We start from the raw sequence: 18,637 nt of genomic DNA, 5'->3' as shown, positions 1-18,637 counted from the left end.
CAAACCGCCCGAGTTGACCTGAACCAGCGTTGAGGTTGCACGCTCGGAGTTCACAAACGATGAGGGAGCACGCTATGCGCGCAGCAGTGGTGACCGAGTTCGGCGGCCCGGACGTGATCAAGACCCAGGACCGGCCGGACCCGGTTCCGGTCGCCGGCCAGGTCCTGGTCGAGGTGTTGGTCGCCGACGTCATCTTCGTCGAGACTGCCATCCGGAAGGGACAGCAGAGCAAGTTCTTCGACGTGAAACCGCCCTACGTGCCGGGAGGTTCCCTCGGCGGCCGGGTCCGCGCGGTCGGCGCCGACGTACCGGGGGAGTGGATCGGTAAGACCGTCGTGGGCCGAGCCATCGGCTTCGGCGCTCACGCCGAGCTGGCGCTCACAACTGCCGATCTGGTCGAAGTGCCCACCGAGCTGGACATCGCGACCGCAGTCGCCGTCTTCGGCGACGGCTTCACCGCTCTCATGCTCGAGGAACTGGCGCCGCCGATGCAGGGCAAGGAGGTGCTGATCACCGCGTCCGCCGGCGGCATGGGCCTGCTCCTGACGCAGTTGGCGCACCAGGCCGGCGCGCATGTCATCGCCGCCGCCCGCGGGCAGGGGAAGCTCGACCTCAGCAGGGCGCAACGCGCCGACGTGGTGATCGACTACGGCAGGTCCGGCTGGGAGAAGTTGGTGCTAGAGGCAACGAACAATCACGGAGCCGACATCGTGTTCGAAGGCGCCGGCGGTGAGCTCGGCGCCACCGCGTTCACAGTGGTCAGGGACGGCGGCTGGTTCTCGGCCCACGGTGCCCCGAGTGGCGGCTTCGCGGCGTACGACGCTACCGAGGCGCAACGCCGCGGGATCACGGTGAAGGGCATCGCCGACCTCCGCGCCGATACAACCACCACGACAGTCACCGGCGCCGAGGTGATCAGGCGAGCAGTCGCCGGCGACCTCGTCCCCGTGATCGACCAGGTCTACGACCTCGACCATGTGGCCGACGCGCACACCGCTTTGGAGAACCGCACCCTCCGCGGCAAGGCCCTGATCAGAGTCAGTCGGTGACCGGCTGATCACTGTGGTCGGTGACAGCGGGCGGGATGGGCCGGGCGGTGACGATCCGGTTCCGCCCGTCCCGCTTGGCGCTCAGCAGTGCGTTGTCTGCCGCGAGTACTAGTTGGTCCATCGTCTCGGCGACATCCGGGTACACCGCCGCGCCGAACGAGGCCGGCACGCCGGCGATCACAGCGGTGCTGGCGGTCGTGGTGGCCACCGACACGTTCAAGGTGCTGAGCCGGTCGCGGATCCGCTCGGCCACCTCCAGGACCTCGGTCTCCGAGGCTCCAGGCAGCAGCACCGCCAGCTCGTCGCCGCCGACGCGGGCGACCAGATCACCCTGCCGGACTTCTGCGCGGACGCTCTCGCCGACCGCACGCAACGCCTGGTCACCGGCCGGATGACCGTAGGTGTCGTTGATCTCCTTGAACTTGTCCAGGTCCAGCATCAGCAGACCCACGCTGCTGCGCAGAGTCTCGGCCCGAGCCAGCTCCACCGGCACAGCGCTGGCCCAGTACGCCGGGGTCGCCAGACCGGTCTTGACGTCAGTCCCCGCGGCCCGCTGGAACTGCGGAAGGAGGAGGTCGCGGTGCAGCGTCAGCACTGTCACCATGAGGATGGGCACCACCCATGGGTACGAGGCCTGGAGCGCGGCAACCGCCACACCGAGACCGAGACCCGCGACCACGACAAGCTGGTCGGCCAGATCGCCTAGAGCACCACGAGCGGTGGCATCTGGAGACGACAGCAGGATCGCACCGATCACCAGTGCGAAGTTCACCAGCCACCATGTAGTGGCCGCGGCCACTACGACGAGCAGGGACCACGGTCCGGTCGGCACGCGCGGCTCGAACAGCAGGCCTCCGGCCCGCAGCACCGCGGCGGCCGCGGCACTGGCCAAGATGAACGTGCTGGCGGAGAACACCTTGCGGTGCGCGATGGTCCGGCCATAGACCCGGATCCAGGAGTATCCGTACGAGACGACGATCAGTGCGACGACCAGGCTGAGCGGGAGCAGCAGCAGGCCGGCGAACACCCAGAGGCTCTTCAGGTTCGTGTACGGCGAAGTATTCGCCGCCATTTCGCGTCGGCGCTCGATTCCGCGGGCAGACTCGAGGTGAAGCACCGAGGCGGCGGCCAGTACCGCGAAGGCGGCCCACTCGGACGGCCTGACGCCGGTTCGGGCGCCGGACACCGTCGAGGCCACAGCCAAGGCGGTGATGATGACTGCGACCGCGTCGACGCCGAGCACATAACTCAGCGCGGGACGCGGCAACGACCAGAGCTTCCAGTGGCGGGGTGGCACCCACCTGCTCCGACCGATCAGAATCATGGTGGCCTCACACGGATAGACCTGAGCGGTAATTCTTGAATAGTAACTGACTGTTCACGCGAGGTCACCCCCGACCCGCATCAATTCCATCTGGCGGATGGCGAAGGAAGGATCAGCACCATGGCGAAGATCAGCACCGGCAACGAGTGGCTCCACGGCGGCAACGAGTGGTTCACCGGCGGGAACGAGTGGTTCCACGGCGGGAACGAGTGGTTCCACGGTGGGAACGAGTGGTTCACGCAGAGTGGCAACGAGTGGTTCCGTCAGTCCGGCGGATCCGGTAACGAATGGTTCATCAGCGGCAACGAATGGTGATCCACGGCTACCCACCGAAATTTCTTTACTGACATTTTACGGAGCGTGTCCGGAGGTATTTTCCCCTGAATCTCCGGCCACTCGTCCGGCACCGTTTTCAGCGGTGCCGGCCCGGGATCGGCGGGCGCGTGTCCACGCGGCGCCCGCCGCCAGGGCGGCGATCGTGCCTAAGCCGCCCATCACTCCCAGTGCGACCGACGGCGAGGACTCGTTGGCGATCAGGCCCGCGAGCAGAATGCCTGCACCCTGACTGCTCTTGAGAGCTGTGCTGGCGACTCCGAACGCCTGTCCTCGCTGCGCGTCGGGCACTGCCTGGACGAACGCCGCACTGGTAGGCAGGTGGTACGCCGAGGCGAGGCCTGACACTGCCCACAGCACCACTGTGACGGCGAGACCTGGCGCCAGGAAGCAGACGATCAGTGGAGCGCACGCCAGCATGGCCAACGGCCCCAGGAGGTTCATGCGGCGCTCGGGTGACCAGAGGGTGATGAGCCACATACCTGCGACAGCGCCCGCCGGGCTCGCGGCCAGCAGGAGGCCCGCGGCTGTGGTGCCCTGGCCGATCTCGTGTGCGTAGGGGACCGCCAGGCCCTCCACGGTCACGTAGAAGCCGGCGATCGTCGCCAGGACGACCAGTGCGCGGAGTTTCGGCGTACGGGCGACCAGGGAGACGCCCGCGGACAGGTCTTTGAAGTAGTTGGTTGGTGGCGCATCAGTGTCACGGGCAGGCACAGCGCGACGTCGTACGCCGACCGCGATCAGCACTGCGGACAGCAGGAAAGTCGCGGAGTCCAGCAGGAGGCCGCCTGACGTCCCGACGGCGACGACGACCAGGCCACCGGTGCCGAAGCCGAGGACCTGGCTGAACTGGACGACCATGTCGTTCGCAGCCTTGCCCAGAACGTAGTGATCCCCCGGGAGTACGGCGGGGAGCGTCGCTGCTCGTGCGGCGTTGAAAGGCGAGCCGAACGCCTGCAGAGCGACCAGGAGCAGGACGACCACCACCAGTGGCAACGCCTGGATCGCCATGGCTGCAACGAGAACCGCCCGCGCGAGGTCGGTGACGATCATCACAGTACGACGCGGATACCGGTCGGCGATTCCGGCCAGTAGCGGCCCGAACAGCAGGTCTGGCACGTAGGTCAGGGCGTAGGTGAGCGCGGTCAGCCCTGCGGAGTCGGTGCGGTCGAAGACCAGGACCGACAGCGCCACACGCGCCAGCTGGTCGCCTGCGACGGATAGAACGCCGGCCAGGAACAACGCCCTGAACTCGGCGTGCCCGAACACGTCCCGCCAGCGCGCACGCTCGATGACCCCACCCACCATGCCTAAGACCTTAACCACAATCCGTGGCGCGACACATCCCGGCTGTGACTGAAAGGGTTTCCCTCCGGCGGCAGAACCTGGTTCAAAGGTTTGTTCGCGGCGCATCAGTGCCACATGAGGCACCCGGTTGTGACGAGTTTGGGTGAACGTTCTACTCTGGAGATCTCCGGTAGCGGGGTCTGGGCGGGGCGGCCCCGACCCTGCTACCGGAGCTCTTTCTTTGTGGGGCCTAGCTCGCACGGAAACTGCCTGACCGGGCAGAGACGGAAAACTGTCCGTGGTCACCGGTAGCGTTCTCAGTGCCAGGGGCGGCTCCTGGACGTGCTTCCTTCTCCTTCACCGGGCCAAGTAGCGCGTCCGCTCTCCGCCCCTGGCGCCTTCGTCCACGCCACCTGGGGGAGACGCGATGCCGGATCTGGGGACGCACACCGCGGCCGAGGCACAGGCAGCTGTGCTGCTGCGCCGCCGACGCCTCGTCGACGCCACCACGCTGACCCCGCCGATGCGACGTTCCGCGTGGCAGTGGCTCCGCCGTCCGCTCACCATCCAGGTCGGACTGTCAGCACTGCAGGCCGACCTGATCCAGCGCGGCTTCCTGCTGTCCGTCGAGCTCTACCGGCACTGCAGCTCGCTGTCGGCGCCGGCACTCGCCGGCTTCGGCAAAGCGTTGCTCGACCTGCTCGACGCCGAGTCCGGTCACGACACCGAGCACACACCGCTGTTCCGCGGCTTTCCGGAGAGCGTTCCCGGCGACACGGACACCTTCTACGTCAACCGGGTCTTCGCGCGACTCCTGCAAGAGCCCGAGCAGCCCTGCGTCCTGTGCGGCGACGCGAAGTCGGTGCACGCCGTCTCGCCGTGCGCACATCTGGTCTGCCGGACCTGCTGGGACGGTTCGGACCTCAGCGCCTGCCCGCTCTGCCTGCGCAGGATCGACCCGGAGGACCCGTTCCTCAAACCAGCGTTCGACGAAGTGCAGTCGGCGCACGTGCGCTCGAATCGCCTGCGCCTGCTCTCCCTGGCGACGGCCGACGCGGCGAGACAGACCGTCGAAGCTCTCCTCGTACGACGCTCGCCGCTGTCGGCCGTGGATCGTGCCGACCTGCAGGTGCTGCTCGCCGGTGCCGATCCGTCCTGGCTGCCCGTCGACATCCCGGTCCGGGAGACGCGTGCGCTGGTCATCGCACACTTCCTCGACGAGGATCCGGAGCTGATCGATCGCGCCGGTACGGCGACCGACGTACTGCGGCTGCTGTACGCGCTGATGGATGCCGATCCCGGGTTGCGGACACTGCCGGCCCGGCGGAAATCGTTGCCTCGGGCAACGCGGCGGCTGGTGCTGCAGCGGCTCGACCGGCTGCCGGCCGAGCCGTTGATCGAGGACATGCTCCGGCACGAGCGCGCCTGGAAGCGGATCGCGGAGAACATCCATCCGTTCGAGTTCGCGGGCCGGTATCCGCTGGCAGCGTTGGCGTTCAGCATCCTCCGTCGCACGGACGTGGACCTGCGGACGGCGGCCGGGCGAGCGGTGGCGAGTGAGGCGGCGCGGCATCCCTTCGTCCGGTTGGAGGATGGGCGGCCGGCCACGAGCACGTTTGCGTCGCGAGTCGAGGGCGCGCTGGCGACCGGGCGACCGGAGCACGCGCTCGACCTGTTGCGGCAACGGCCGGGGGAGTTGGTGCGGCGCCTCGTGCACCTGGCGCGGGCCCTGCCCACGGATCAGCATGGTGCGCTGGTGGACGCATTGACGACCGCGGCGCCGGATGTGTCGCCGGCGGTGATCACGGGCGCGCTCGGTCAGGTGCGCACGCCGCCGGGCGATCTCCGGTTGTTCTTCCCGCGTGGTGGGACGGCGCGGATCTGGACGGCGGTGGACGAGCGTGAACCGTTGCCGCCCGAGCTGACCGCCGCGCTGTCCGGCGTACTCGTCGGCGAAATGTTGCGTCGGGCGACGGATCTGCCGCGGTGGCGACGGGTGTTCCTGGACGAGGAGCTGACCCGGCTGGCTGCCCCTGGTTCGGAGCGGGGCTCGTCGTCGACGTTGCTGCGGATGACCCGGGGGAGTGCGGTTCCGATCCCGCCGGACGAGCTGCTGCGGTTGTTCCTGCACTGGGTCGAGCCGAGGGGCCGGCGGGTCAATCTCGATCTGTCGGTCGCGGTGTTCGACGAGGAGTGGGGTTTCGTCGGGCTGTGCGACTACATGCGACTCCGCTTCGACCAGGACGCGTTGGTGCACTCGGGCGACCTGACGTCCGCGCCGTCGCCGGCCGGATCGACGGAGTTCGTGGATCTCGACCTGCGCGCGGTCCGGCGAGTCGGCGGCCGGTATGTGCTGCCGGTGGTCTTCAGCTACAACAACGTGCCGTTCGACGAGCTCGAGCGCGGGTTCGTCGGCGTCATGCGGCAGCCGAACGGCCTGTTCGATCCGGCGGCGGTCGAGGAGCGGTTCGACCTGACCGGCCCGGCGAAGATCCTGCTGCCGTTCGGCGTCGACCTCCTGACGAAGGAGCTGCGCTGGTACGACGTCAACCTCAGCGCAGCCGGTTACGGTCACAACATCGCGCGGTACGGCGGCCACCTGGCGCTGATGGCGGCGACCCTGGAGGAAGTGCACGGCTCCGGCGACCGGGTCAGCCTGTGGGAGATCTGCTGCTGGCACGCGGCCGCTCGCGCCGACGAGATCGCCGTACGGTGTGCCGACGGGTCTGTGGTCGGCTACCGGCGCGACCCTGCCGAAGACCTCGCGGCGTTCGCGCGGCGACTCACGGCTCGTTTGGAGCCTGACCGGGTCTGGGACGAGGACGCCGCCAACCGGTCCGACTTCGTCGCGGTCGTCGCCGGCGACGTCGTACCTCGCTCGGGTGCGGAGATCTACGCGCTGCACCCGCGTCTTCTCGACCACGCGAGCCACACGCTGATCGACGCTCCACACCTGCTCGCCGTACTGGCTCCCGACACCCGGGCGCACGCGCCGCTGCCCGGCTGAGCCTGACCCGAGCTCGGGCGAGTCTGGCAGGAGCCTGAGAAGAGTTTGACATTTCCGTGACGGCCGCGCGGTGCGTGCTTTGGTGCGCTTCGGAGCAGGAGTACAACGGAAGTGATGGCGAAGGGAGCCACGAATGACGTATGACGTGGTGGTGCTCATCGAGCGGGAGATGAGCGAGGGCGACGCGCGCCGTGTTGCCGCCCTGCACGCAAGGCGCGAGGAACCCGTGAAGTACGACCTGCTGATCTCCAGCCATCCGGAGGGTGGCTTCGGTGGTCCGATGGCGTTGCTGGGCTCGTCATTCGCGGATGTGGCCGGCCTCACCGGCTCGGCGTCCGTGGTCGGCTCCGCGACAGGCCCGTCCGCACGCGTCAGCCCGCCGGCCGGCTCGAGCCGGGCACCGATGGCCACACTCGCCGATCCGGACGTCGATCTGGCCTCGGTGATCGAGCACAGTTCGCACCGGCTCCGCGACGCGAGCCGCTACCCGGTCAACGTCTCGATCACGCACGGCGAGGTGCTGCTGGCCCTGATGTCGCTGGTCAAGAGCACCCGGAGCCAGGAGGTCGTCGTGGTCGCCTGGCCCGAGACCGCCGCCCACTTCCTCTGCTCCGACTGGATCACGAAGGCCCGCAAGATCCTCAAGGTCCCGCGGGTCCGGATCCTCGAACACGACACCTGAGGAGTTCCGAACGACAGGAGGTGAGGTCACCCCATCGGAGCGGGCGGGCTCCGGGGTGACGGGGCGCACTGCCACTACCTCCTGTCGTTCGGTACGGGTCAGCCGGCGCCGATGGGCTGATGCGGCAGCCGCACCTGCAGCGTCGTCTCGCCGGGGTGGGAAGTGATCGTGATCGTCCCGCCGTGGTGTTCGGCGACGATCCGTTGCGCGATGTCGAGCCCGAGGCCGGTGCCCTTGCCGACGTCCTTCGTCGTGTAGAACGGCTCGAACGCGCGAGCGGCGACCTCCGGCGGCATGCCGGGACCGGTGTCGGTGAACTCGACGACGATCCGGTCGCCGTCGGCGCGCGTGCTGATCCGCAGCGTCCCGGTGCCGTTCATCGCGTCGACGGCGTTGTCGATCAGGTTCGTCCACACCTGGTTCAGCTCGCCGGCGTACGCGTCGATCCGCGGGACGTCCACGCCGTACGACCGGATCACCTCGACCCCGCCGCGGAGCTTGTGCCCGAGCATGACCAGCGTGCTCTCGATCCCCTCGGTCACGTCGACGGTCTGGATCGAGCCGCGGTCCATCTGCGAGTACGAGCGCACCGCCGCAACCAACTCCGTGATGCGCCGGGTCGACTCCTTCACCTCGCCCAGCAACGTCGCCGCGGAGAGGGTGCTGGCAACCCATTCCAGCCCAGGCTCCAGCGAGTCGCCCAGTACGTCGGCCGCACGATCGCACCACTCGACGCTGGTCCCGGCGGCGGCCAAGGGCGGTGCGATCATCCAGTCCTGCTCGATGCCGTGCTCGTCCAGCCACTCCGAGATCATGTTCTCGTGGTCGGCGAGGTCGACCGGATCGGGTGCCGCGGTGCCGGCACCGAGCTCGAGCCGCAGTTCGTCGAGGGCGCTGAACTGCGCGGCCGTCACCTCGCCTACCGCGAGCTGCCGCAAAGCCGACAGCAGCGAAACGCAGGCCGTGTCGAGGGCACTGACCGAGCGCGCGGCCGCGGCGGCGGGGTTGTTGATCTCGTGTGCGAGCCCGGCCGCCAGTGTTCCGAGCGTGATCAGCGCATCCCGCTGCCGCGCCGTCGACTCGATCGCGCGCGCGGTCCCGTACACACCCTTGATCAGATGCCCGGCGAGCGGGAACCAGGCGTCGATCCGGTCGCGCAACACCTCGGCGGGCACCTGAAGCACTCGGCCCTCGGTGAGCCCGCGGCCGCTGGCGAGGTAGACGCCGTGCTCGTCCCACGCCCGGAACCCGCCGGCCCAGCGGCCCGCGACGTCGATCTTGCCCAGCACGGTGTCCTCGCGGCCGATCTTGCGGTGCAGCGCGATCGCGCCGTCGACCAGCACCCACCAGAAGTCGGCTGGCTCGCCCTCGTGGAACAGGTCGCGGCCAGGCTCGATCGCAACCTCGGTGCTGCCGTCGATCAGCTCGTCCAGCTGCGCGTCGGTCAGCCCGGCGAAGAGGGGGATGCCCCGCAGGTCGTCGGCGTTCATCAGACGGTCGCCAGGTAGCGGTGGACGAGATAGATCGACATCGCGCCCTCGCCGACAGCGGATGCGACTCGTTTCATCGAGTCGAGCCGGACATCACCGGCCGCGAACACGCCGGGCACGCTGGTCTCCAACGCGTACGGCGGCCTCCGCAGCGACCAGCGATCCAGCGCGACCAGATCCGGCCCGGTGATGACGAACCCCTTGCTGTCGCGCACGACGGTCTCCCCGAGCCACTCGGTCCGTGGCGAGGCGCCGACGAAGATGAACAACCAGCTCGCCTGCACCTCCTCGACCCGGCCGGACTCCCGCTCGGCCAGCGTCAGCGCCTCGAGATGCCCGTCGCCACGGCAACCGACCACCTCGGTCCGGCACCGCACCTCGATGTTGGTGGCGCTGCTGATCTTGTCGATGAGGTACCGCGACATCGAGCTCTCGAGGGTGTCCCCGCGGACCAGGAGCACGACCCGTTTGGCGTAGCGGGCGAGGTTGAGGGCCGCCTGACCGGCCGAGTTCGCCGCGCCGACGACGTACACCTCGTCGCCCTGGACCTGACTGGCCTCGCTCGCCGTGGCGCCGTAGTACACGCCGCGGCCGGTCAGCTCGCTGAGGCCCGCGAGGTCGAGGCTCCGGTACGAGATGCCGGTCGCGACGATCAGCGCGCGGGCCTCGATCTCGCCGGATCCCTCGAGCAGTACGGCGTGCACCGGGCCGCGGGACTCGAGTCCGACGACCGATCGGGCCAGCACCATCTCCGCACCGAAACGGGATGCCTGGGCGACCGCTCGCTGGGCCAGGTCGGAGCCGGTCAAGCCGCGCGGAAAACCGAGGTAGTTCTCGATCGCCGCGCTGAGCCCGGCCTGGCCGCCGGGCGCCTCACGTTCCACGATCACCGTGCTCAGGCCCTCGGACGCCGCGTAGACGCCCGCCGCCAGGCCGGCGGGTCCACCTCCGACGATGCAGACGTCGTACAGCGGCTGCTCGGCCCGGGTTCGCAGACCGAGGGCGGAGGCGAGGTCGACAGCGGACGGCGAGCGGAGGGCGTCGCCGTCAGGAACCAGGACCAACGGCAGGTCGCTGTCGGTCGCGGCGGCAAGGTCGCGGAGCCGTTGGCCCTCGGCGTCGCGCTCGACGTCGTACCAGACGTAGGGCACGTGGTTGCGGGCCAGGAACGTCTTGATGTCGTGCGCGCGGTCCGACCAGCGGTTGCCGACGACGCGAAGATCGGACGTGTGCTCGGGGTTGGCGTGCCGCCAGTCGTCGAGCAGGTCGTCGACGACGGGGAACAGCTGATCCTCGGGCGGGTCCCAGGGTTTGAGCAGGTAGTAGTCCAGGCCGATGTCGTTGATCGCCTTGATGGCGACGTCGGTGTCGGCGTATGCGGTGAGCAGGAGGTACTTCGCGCCCGGTGCGTGCTCGCGGGCCTGTTCGAGCAGTTCGATGCCGGTCATCCCGGGCATCCGCTGGTCGGTCGCGATCAGCGCGATCGGCTGGTTACGCAGGGCGAGTTTGGTCAGCGCGGCCAGCGCCTGGGCGCCCGACGTCGCCTTCACCACGAGGTAGTCGTCGCCGTAGCGCCGGCGCAGGTCGCGGGCGATCGCCGCCGAGACCATCGGGTCGTCGTCGACGCTGAGAATCGCCGGTTTGTTCACACTGTGCCCCCCACTGCGGTGAACCGATCCCGTCAGAATGCCACGAGATCCGCCTACTCATCTATCAGCGCGCGAAGCGTTTCCCGTGCGGGTTCGGGCACGTACCCGGCGTAGTAGTCGTACATGTTCTGCCGGGCGATCCGGGCCGCCGCGTGACCGTTGCCGGAGCGGATCGCCGCCACCACCTCGGCGTGGTGCCGCAGCGATTCCAGCATCAGGGCCCGGCTGTTCGGCGCGTGCGCGATCTTGTCCGAGATCAGGCTCAGGACGACGCCGCGGACGACCTCGTTGCAGGTCTGGATCAGCGAGTTGCGGCTGATCCGCGCGATCACGTCGTGGAAGGCGAGATCCGCCTCGCTGAACGCGGCGAAGTCGATGTCGATCGCGGCCCGCATCGCGACCAGCGTCTCCTCCATCTCGGCGAGCTGCTCGGGCGTGCGCAGCCGGGACGCGACCTGGATCGCGGCGCCGTCCATGATCATCCGGAACCCGATCAGCTCGCTCAGAGTGAGCTCGTCGACCCGCGCGAGCCGGACCATCTGCTTGCGCAGCGCGGTCTGGGAGAACGGCAGGATCTCCGGCCCGTTCGGATCACCCGGCCGGGACCGGACCATGCCGTTGCTCTCCAGCACCCGGAGTGCCTCGCGCACAGTGGACCGGCTGACCTCGAACTGCGCTACCAGTTCGCGCTCGCTCGGCAGCCGCTGGCCCGGCGCGAGATCACCCCGGGCGAGCGCCTCCTCGACCTGCTCGACGATCCGCTGGTACGCGCGGACCGGTTGCACCGGCTGGAACTGCGGGCCCTTCGCCATCCGGTGCACCCCAATCGCCTTGACAGAGCCGTGTGGTGCGACAAACCTAGTGGCCCACTGATACCTAGTCCACTGGTCGGACCAGTCACAGCTGGACGGCGAAGTCCGCCGTACGGCGTGGTCCCGGTCGCGCGGCCGGACCGGGATCGTCAGAATGCGGCGACAGTTCGAGGCACTGGAGGAATTCGCGTGAAGACCCCTCGCATCAAGGTCGCGCTGCCCAGCCGTGCGATCGCCGTCGCCGCTGCGGCGCTCTTGGCCCTGACCGCCTGCTCAGCCGGTTCGAGTACGTCGGGCGGCAGTTCGCCGGGAGGTGATCAGAAGCTGTCGATCGGCCTGGTCGCGGAGCCGGCCAGCCTGGACTTCACCACGACCGACGGCGCCGCGATCCCGCAGGTGCTGCTCGGCAACGTGTACGAGACCCTGGTCAAGCAGGACGACTCAGGCAAGATCGTGCCGTCGCTGGCCAAGTCGTGGACCGTCTCGCCGGACCGCACGACCTACACGTTCGACCTGGTCGACAACGCGAAGTTCACCAACGACAAGCCGTTCACGGCGTCCGACGCGGTGTTCAGCATCAACCGCGTCAAGACGGCGTGGACCACGTCGCTGAAGGCCGCGATGGACGTCGTCTCCGGCACGAAGGCGCTGTCGCCGACGCAGTTGCAGGTGACGCTGAGCAAGCCGAGCAACGACTGGTTGTTCCGGATGACGACCCGGATCGGCGCGATGTTCTCCGAGAGCGGCGTCAGCGCGCTGGCGACCCAGCCGATCGGCACCGGGCCGTACAAGTTCTCGACGTGGAACCGCGGCGACTCGATCGTGCTGCAGCGCAACGACAGCTACTGGGGGAACAAGCCGTTCTTCAACCAGATCACGCTGAAGTACTTCAAGGACCCGACCGCGCTGAACAACGCGCTGCTGACCGGCACGATCAACGTGATCGGCACGGTGCAGGCGCCGGAGGCGCTCAGCCAGTTCAGCAGCAACGACAAGTACCAGGTGATCGAGGGCACCACGAACGGCGAGGTGCTGCTGTCGTTCAACAACTCGCGGCCGGTCTTCAAGGACCTCCGGACCCGGCAGGCGATCCGGATGGCGATCGACCACAAGGCCTTGCTGGACACGTGTTTCGCCGGTCGCGGCAAGTTGATCGGCAGCATGGTCCCGCCGACCGACCCGTGGTACGAGGATCTCACCGGCATCGCGCCGTACGACCTGGCCAAGGCGAAGTCGTTGCTGCAGGCCTCCGGTGCGGCCGGCAAGACGCTCCGGCTGCGGCTGCCGACGTTGCCGTACGCAACCTCCTGCGGCCAGGTGGTGAAGAGCCAGCTGGAGCAGGCCGGGCTGAAGGTGCAGATCGACCAGCTCGAGTTCCCGGCGGCCTGGCTGACTACGGTCTTCAAGAACGCGGACTACGACATGTCGATCATCGCCCACGTCGAGCCCCGCGACCTGGCGGCCGTGTTCAACGCGAAGTACTACACCCGGTACGACGACCCGACGCTGCAGGGTTATCTGGCCGCGGCGGACGCAGGTGACGAGGCCGCGCAGGTCGACAACATGAAGAAGGCGGCGCGGCGGCTGTCCGAGCAGGCCGCGGGCGACTGGCTGTTCCTGCTGCCGAACCTCATCGTCGCGGACAAGGACATCAAGGGCCTGCCGCAGAACGCGATCTCCGAGTCCTTCAACCTCTCCACGCTCACCCGATGATCCTTCGCCTGCTCGAGCGCACCGCTGTGCTGCTGGTCAGCCTTGCGGTGAGCTCGGTGCTGGTGTTCGCGTTCATGGCCGTGCTGCCCGGCGACCCCGCCCGGGTGGCCCTCGGGGTGAACGCATCCGACCAGGCCGTGGCCGAACTGCGCCGCCAGTTCGGCCTCGACCGGCCCTTGCCGACGCAGTACTTCGACTGGCTCGGCGGACTGTTGCACGGCGATCTCGGTACGTCGTACGTGTCGAAGGTGGCGATCGGACCACAGGTGTTCGACCGGCTGCAGGTGACCCTGTGGCTCGTCGTCGCGGGCATGATCATTGCGCTGGCGATCGCGGTACCGGCCGGGACGATCATGGCTGGGCGGCACCGCAACGTGTCCGGGCTGGCTTTGTCCGCGGTGTCCCAGCTGGGAGTCGCCGTACCAGCGTTCCTCGCGGGGATTCTGCTGATCATGCTGTTCGCGGTGAAGCTCGGCTGGCTGCCTGCCAACGGCTGGACACCGCCGGCGCAGGATCCGACCATGTTCGTCAAGCAGTTGATCCTGCCTGCCTTGGCACTCGGTCTGGTGCAGGGCGCGGTCCTCACCCGCTACGTCCGTAGTGCGGTGCTCGATGTCTTGCGTGAGGACTATCTGCGGACAGCCCGGGCCAAGGGACTGCGTCCGTTCCCGGCGCTGTGGCGGCACGGCCTCCGCAACGCGGCCGTCCCGGTGGTGACCGTGCTCGGTCTCCAGCTCGCGACGTTGCTGATCGGTGCGGTGGTAGTCGAGCGGGTGTTCGTCATCCCAGGGCTCGGGAGTCTGTTGCTCGACGGTGTGTCGAACCGCGATCTCCTGCTCGTCCAGGATGTGGTGATGGTGCTCGTGGTCGCCGTACTGGTGGTCAACTTCCTGGTCGATCTGCTGTACGTCGCTCTCGATCCCCGGCTGCGGACGGGGGAGCGATGAGGCGGTTGAATCCGAGTCTGATCGCCGGCGGTGTGATCGTCGGAGTCATCGTGCTGATGGCGCTGGTCTCGTTCGTCTGGACGCCGTACGACGCGACGTTCGTGGACCCCGCGATCCGGTTGGCGAAGCCGTCGTGGGAGCACTGGTTCGGGACGGACAAGTTCGGGCGGGACGTGTTCAGCCAGATCATGGTCGGCTCGCGGACCACGTTGTTCGTCGGTGTGGTCGCGGTGGGCGTGGCAGCGGTGATCGGCGTACCCCTGGGAATCCTCGCGGCGATGGTGCGGCGGTGGCCGAGCGAGTTCATCATGCGGGCCAATGATCTGCTGCTGGCGTTTCCGGCGTTGCTGCTGGCAATCATGTTCGGCGCGGTGTTCGGGGCCAGCACGCTGACCGCGATGATTGCTATTGGCATCGCTTCGGTGCCGAGCTTCGCGCGAGTGATCCGGAGTGGGGCGCTGCAGGTGATGCGAACCGAGTACGTGCTCGCGGCGCGGGCGGCCGGGCGGCGACCGGGGCCGATCGCGGTGCGGCACGTGCTGCCGAACGTGAGCAGCCTGATCACCGTGCAGGCCTCGGTGTCGTTCGCGATCGCGGTGCTGGCCGAGGCGGCGCTGTCGTTCCTCGGCTACGGCACCCCGCCGCCGACGCCCTCGTGGGGGCGGATGCTGCAGGAGAGCCAGGAGTTCCTGTTCACCGCGCCGCGGCTGGCGATCTTCCCCGGTGTTGCGATCGCGATCGCCGTACTGGGGTTCAACCTGCTGGGCGACGGCCTGCGGGACCGGTTCGATCCGAAGCTGGAGGACCGGCGATGAGCGGCGACGTACTGAGCGTTCGCGGGCTGACTGTCACGGTCCGGGACAAGACTCTGGTGTCCGACGTGGACCTGACAGTGGGACCGGGGGAGCGGGTCGGGCTGATCGGGGAGTCCGGGTCGGGCAAGTCCTTGACCGCGCTGAGTCTGCTCGGGTTGCTGCCGGAGGACGTGGTAGCCGATGGCTCGGTGCGGTTGACCGGGGTCGACCATGACTTGATCGGTGCGGACGAACGCCGGATGTCGCGCATCCGCGGTGTGCAGATCTCGATGGTGTTCCAGGAGCCGATGACCGCGCTGAACCCGACGATGCGGGTCGGCGATCAGATTGCCGAGACGATGCTGATCCATCAGACGCGGCCGGGTCGTGGCGCCGCGCGGGCCGCGGCGGCCGAGCTCCTCGAACGGGTGCAGCTGCCCGCGGATACTCTGCGGGCTTACCCCCACCAACTCTCCGGCGGTCAGCGTCAGCGCGTCGTCCTCGCCATCGCGCTGGCCAACGATCCCGCGTTGCTGATCTGCGACGAGCCGACGACTGCCTTGGATGTCACCGTGCAGGCGCTCGTCCTCGATCTGATCGTCAAGGGCGTGGTTGCGCGCTCGTCGGCGCTGCTGTTCATCACGCACGACCTCGCGGTTGTCGCGACCGTGTGCGAGCGCGTGCTCGTCATGTACGGCGGGCGCGTGGTCGAGTCGGGTCCGGTCGGTGAGGTGTTCACCCGGCCACGGCATCGCTACACCGAGGGTCTGCTGGCGGCATCCGATCTCGAGACGGCCGACCGCCGACTGACCACGATCCCTGGCAACGTTCCGCCGGCCGGTCAGTTCCCGTCCGGCTGTGTCTTCCGCACCCGCTGCCGCCATGCGACCGACCTCTGCGCCACCAGTCCCGAGTGGTCCGGCACCGAAGCCGCCGGCTTCGCCTGCCACCACCCGGCCGGCAACCCCCACGACCCGGCGTCGGCCACCCGGCGGCCCGGAGGTGCTCATGCCTGACGCCGTTGTCCACGAGCACGTTCCGGCGGCTCGCGAGCCCGAGGCCTCCCCGGCGATCCAGGTCGTCGATCTCGTCCGCGACTACCCCCGCCCCCGGACGTCGCTGCTCCGGCCGGCCCCGGTGGTTCACGCCCTGCGCGGCGTGAGCCTGGAAGTCAAGCGGGGCGAGCGCTTCGGCATCGTCGGCGAATCCGGCTGCGGCAAGTCGACCCTGCTCCGGATCATCGCCGCCCTCGACCAGCCCACCTCCGGGCACGTGATCGTCGAAGGCACCGACATCACCCGCCTCCCGGAGCGCCGGCTGCGGTTCCTCCGCGAGAACCTCCAGCTCGTCTTCCAGGACCCGATGAGCTCCCTCGATCCGCGGATGCGTGTCCGCGACATCATCGCCGAACCCCTCGTCGTACAAGGCCATCCAGCCTCCGGCGAGCGCGTCCGCGAGCTGCTCGAGGCAGTCGGGCTGTCGGCCGACGCGGGAGACCGGTACCCGCACCAGTTCTCCGGCGGTCAACGCCAGCGCATCTCGCTCGCCCGCGCGCTCGCCCCCCGCCCGCGCATCCTGATCGCGGACGAGCCGGTCAGCGCCCTCGACGTCTCCGTCCGTGCGCAGGTCCTCAACCTCATCTCGGACCTGGTCGACGAACTCGACCTGACCCTGGTCTTCGTCTCCCACGACCTGTCCGTGGTGAAGCATGTCTGCGACCGCGTAGCGGTGATGCACGCCGGCCAGATCGTCGAGACCGGCTTCACCGGTGACGTGTACGCCGCACCCCGGCACCCGTACACGCAGCGCCTCGTCTCGGCCATCCCGACGCTGCCGCGCGCGTTGTCCGGGGCAACGACCTCCGACCTCCTCGCGACGAAGGGAGAATCAGCGTGAAGTTCCCAGCCGGGCTGCCGATCGGCGCGTCCTGGGTCGAGCCACCGTCGACCGCTCCGGTCATCTTCCCGTACGACGGTTCGACGGTGGCGGACGCGCCCGTGGGATCCGTCGAGCTGGCCCGGCAGGCACTCGACCACGCCCTCGCCGTCCGCGAGACGGTCGGGCGATTGCCGTCGTACGTGCGCCGGAAAGTCTTGCAGAGCGTGCATTCCGCGGTCTCCGCGGAGCGTGATGCCTTCGTCGACCTGCTCGTCCTCGAGACCGGGAAGCCGCTGGTCGACTGCCGGGTCGAGATCGATCGCACGCTGCTCACACTGGAGACGGCGGCCGAGGAGGTCGCCCGGCTGCATGGCGAGACCGTGCCGCTGGATCTGCTGCCGAGTGGCGAAGGGTTGCTCGGCTTCTGGGTGCGCAAGCCGATCGGGGTCGTGGTCGGCATCACCGGGTTCAACTATCCGTTGCTGCTCGCCGCGCACAAGATCGCGCCCGCGTTCGCCGCCGGCTGCCCGATTATCATCAAGCCCGCGCCGCAGACACCGCTTGCCACGCTCTGGCTGGTCCACCTCATGCGCTCGGCCCTGCTCGAAGCGGGTGCGCCCGAGAGTGCTCTCCAGTTGGTCACCGGGGGAGCGGACGTGGGCGCGACTCTCACGACGGACGGTCGTATCGGGGCCGTCTCCTTCACCGGTTCCGCCGCGGTGGGCCACCAGATCGCCCGCGATGCGGCGCCGACCAAAGTCCTGCTCGAACTGGGCTCCAACTCCGCCCTGGTCGTCGCGGAGGACGCGGACCTCGACGCGGCCGCGGACGCCATCGTGCGCGGCGGGTACTACGCATCCGGTCAGGCGTGTATCTCTGTCCAACGCGTCATCGCCGTCGAAACGATCCGTGACGCCTTGCTCGACAAGCTCGGCGCGCGTATGCCCGCAGTCGTCGTGGGCGACCCACGAGATCCGTTGACCCGCGTGTCCGCGCTCATCGATCCTCAGTCGACCGGCCGCGTCCGCGAGTGGGTGGACGAGTCGGTCCACGCCGGCGCCACTATCGCGTACGCCGCTTCCGGCGACCTGCTGGGTCCGACGGTGCTGATCGACGTACCACCCGGTCAGCTCGCCTGGGACGAGGAGATCTTCGGGCCGGTGATCGCCGTACGGTCGGTGCCGGATCTCGACACCGCCTTCCGGACGGTGAACGAGTCGCGGTACGGACTGCATGCGAGCGTGTTCACGTCCTCGCTCGACACCGCGTTCACCGCGATCGACCGGCTCGAGGTCGGCGGCGTGGTGATCAACGAGGTCCCCGGCTTCCGCTCCGACGTGATGCCGTACGGCGGTGTCAAGGACTCCGGCATCGGCCGCGAGGGCCCCCGCTTCGCCATCGAAGAACTAACGACAACCCGAATGGCCATCATCCGCCCGAGCCCCTGAGGCCACCCCACCGACCTGACCCCACCCCACCCCCACCCGACCGACCGGACCCGACCGACCCGACCCGACCGACCCCGCCCCACCCGACCCCGACCCCGCCCCACCCGACCCCCGACCCACCCCGCGCACCCCGCCGTTCGGCCGACTTTGTGCACCGGCTTCGTGTCCGGGGCGGCCGATCGTGCGGATCCCGTGCACAAAGTGGGCAGATCACGAGAGGAGAG

Annotated in this window: 15 protein-coding genes; 10 read left to right on the top strand and 5 right to left on the bottom strand. The window is 68.7% G+C overall.

Annotation, left to right across the window (positions count from 1 at the left end; all coding sequences use genetic code 11):
* Positions 1-74: 74 nt before the first annotated feature.
* A complete protein-coding gene (locus OG555_RS41135; RefSeq protein WP_329479352.1) occupies positions 75-1,049 on the top strand; it encodes a zinc-binding dehydrogenase in 975 nt (324 codons plus the stop codon).
* Here OG555_RS41135 and OG555_RS41130 read toward each other — a convergent pair.
* Positions 1,039-2,373, bottom strand: coding sequence for a GGDEF domain-containing protein (locus OG555_RS41130; RefSeq protein WP_329479350.1), 1,335 nt, complete (start codon positions 2,371-2,373; stop codon positions 1,039-1,041). The genes OG555_RS41135 and OG555_RS41130 overlap by 11 nt on opposite strands.
* Positions 2,374-2,493: 120 nt before the next feature.
* Between OG555_RS41130 and OG555_RS41125 the strand changes: the two genes are divergently transcribed.
* Positions 2,494-2,688 carry a DEAD/DEAH box helicase gene (locus OG555_RS41125; protein ID WP_329479348.1) on the top strand — a complete coding sequence of 65 codons (195 nt, stop codon included), beginning with the start codon at positions 2,494-2,496 and terminating at the stop codon, positions 2,686-2,688.
* Between the two features lie 36 nt (positions 2,689-2,724).
* On the opposite strand, the gene OG555_RS41120 is transcribed toward OG555_RS41125, so the two are convergent.
* Complete coding sequence (locus tag OG555_RS41120) at positions 2,725-4,014, bottom strand: MFS transporter (protein WP_329479346.1); 1,290 nt, start codon at positions 4,012-4,014, stop codon at positions 2,725-2,727.
* A gap of 406 nt (positions 4,015-4,420) precedes the next feature.
* On the opposite strand from OG555_RS41120, the gene OG555_RS41115 reads away from it, so the two are divergent.
* Both OG555_RS41115 and OG555_RS41110 read left to right on the top strand, forming a co-directional pair.
* Positions 4,421-7,000, top strand: a complete 2,580-nt coding sequence (locus tag OG555_RS41115) for an MXAN_6230/SCO0854 family RING domain-containing protein (protein ID WP_329479344.1) — start codon at positions 4,421-4,423, stop codon at positions 6,998-7,000.
* 133 nt (positions 7,001-7,133) lie between these two features.
* Positions 7,134-7,682, top strand: a complete 549-nt coding sequence (locus OG555_RS41110) for a hypothetical protein (protein ID WP_329479342.1) — start codon at positions 7,134-7,136, stop codon at positions 7,680-7,682.
* A gap of 98 nt (positions 7,683-7,780) precedes the next feature.
* On the opposite strand, the gene OG555_RS41105 is transcribed toward OG555_RS41110, so the two are convergent.
* The 3 genes from OG555_RS41105 to OG555_RS41095 are packed head-to-tail and all read right to left on the bottom strand — an operon-like array spanning position 7,781 to position 11,633.
* Positions 7,781-9,172: a sensor histidine kinase gene (locus OG555_RS41105; RefSeq protein ID WP_329479340.1), complete on the bottom strand. Its 1,392-nt coding sequence runs from the start codon at positions 9,170-9,172 to the stop codon at positions 7,781-7,783.
* Positions 9,172-10,821: an FAD-dependent oxidoreductase gene (locus OG555_RS41100; RefSeq protein WP_329479338.1), complete on the bottom strand. Its 1,650-nt coding sequence runs from the start codon at positions 10,819-10,821 to the stop codon at positions 9,172-9,174. The genes OG555_RS41105 and OG555_RS41100 overlap by 1 nt, the downstream gene beginning before the upstream one ends.
* Positions 10,822-10,874: 53 nt before the next feature.
* Positions 10,875-11,633 carry a FadR/GntR family transcriptional regulator gene (locus OG555_RS41095; RefSeq protein WP_329479336.1) on the bottom strand — a complete coding sequence of 253 codons (759 nt, stop codon included), beginning with the start codon at positions 11,631-11,633 and terminating at the stop codon, positions 10,875-10,877.
* 189 nt (positions 11,634-11,822) lie between these two features.
* Here OG555_RS41095 and OG555_RS41090 point away from each other — a divergent pair, with 189 nt between their 5' ends.
* The 6 genes from OG555_RS41090 to OG555_RS41065 are packed head-to-tail and all read left to right on the top strand — an operon-like array spanning position 11,823 to position 18,413.
* Positions 11,823-13,346 carry an ABC transporter substrate-binding protein gene (locus OG555_RS41090; RefSeq protein ID WP_329479334.1) on the top strand — a complete coding sequence of 508 codons (1,524 nt, stop codon included), beginning with the start codon at positions 11,823-11,825 and terminating at the stop codon, positions 13,344-13,346.
* Positions 13,343-14,293, top strand: a complete 951-nt coding sequence (locus tag OG555_RS41085; protein WP_329479332.1) for an ABC transporter permease — start codon at positions 13,343-13,345, stop codon at positions 14,291-14,293. The genes OG555_RS41090 and OG555_RS41085 overlap by 4 nt, the downstream gene beginning before the upstream one ends.
* Positions 14,290-15,108, top strand: a complete 819-nt coding sequence (locus tag OG555_RS41080; RefSeq protein WP_329479330.1) for an ABC transporter permease — start codon at positions 14,290-14,292, stop codon at positions 15,106-15,108. Before OG555_RS41085 ends, OG555_RS41080 begins: the two co-directional genes overlap by 4 nt.
* Positions 15,105-16,103, top strand: a complete 999-nt coding sequence (locus tag OG555_RS41075; RefSeq protein WP_329479328.1) for an ABC transporter ATP-binding protein — start codon at positions 15,105-15,107, stop codon at positions 16,101-16,103. The genes OG555_RS41080 and OG555_RS41075 overlap by 4 nt, the downstream gene beginning before the upstream one ends.
* Positions 16,096-16,983 carry an ATP-binding cassette domain-containing protein gene (locus OG555_RS41070; RefSeq protein ID WP_329479326.1) on the top strand — a complete coding sequence of 296 codons (888 nt, stop codon included), beginning with the start codon at positions 16,096-16,098 and terminating at the stop codon, positions 16,981-16,983. Before OG555_RS41075 ends, OG555_RS41070 begins: the two co-directional genes overlap by 8 nt.
* Positions 16,980-18,413, top strand: coding sequence for an aldehyde dehydrogenase family protein (locus OG555_RS41065; protein ID WP_329479324.1), 1,434 nt, complete (start codon positions 16,980-16,982; stop codon positions 18,411-18,413). Before OG555_RS41070 ends, OG555_RS41065 begins: the two co-directional genes overlap by 4 nt.
* Positions 18,414-18,637: the final 224 nt, after the last annotated feature.

The sequence above is a fragment of the Kribbella sp. NBC_01484 genome, assembly GCF_036227145.1.
Lineage (GTDB): Bacteria > Actinomycetota > Actinomycetes > Propionibacteriales > Kribbellaceae > Kribbella.
The sequence above is the reverse complement of the archived record's forward strand: the minus strand, read 5'-3'. Positions and strand labels throughout refer to the sequence as shown.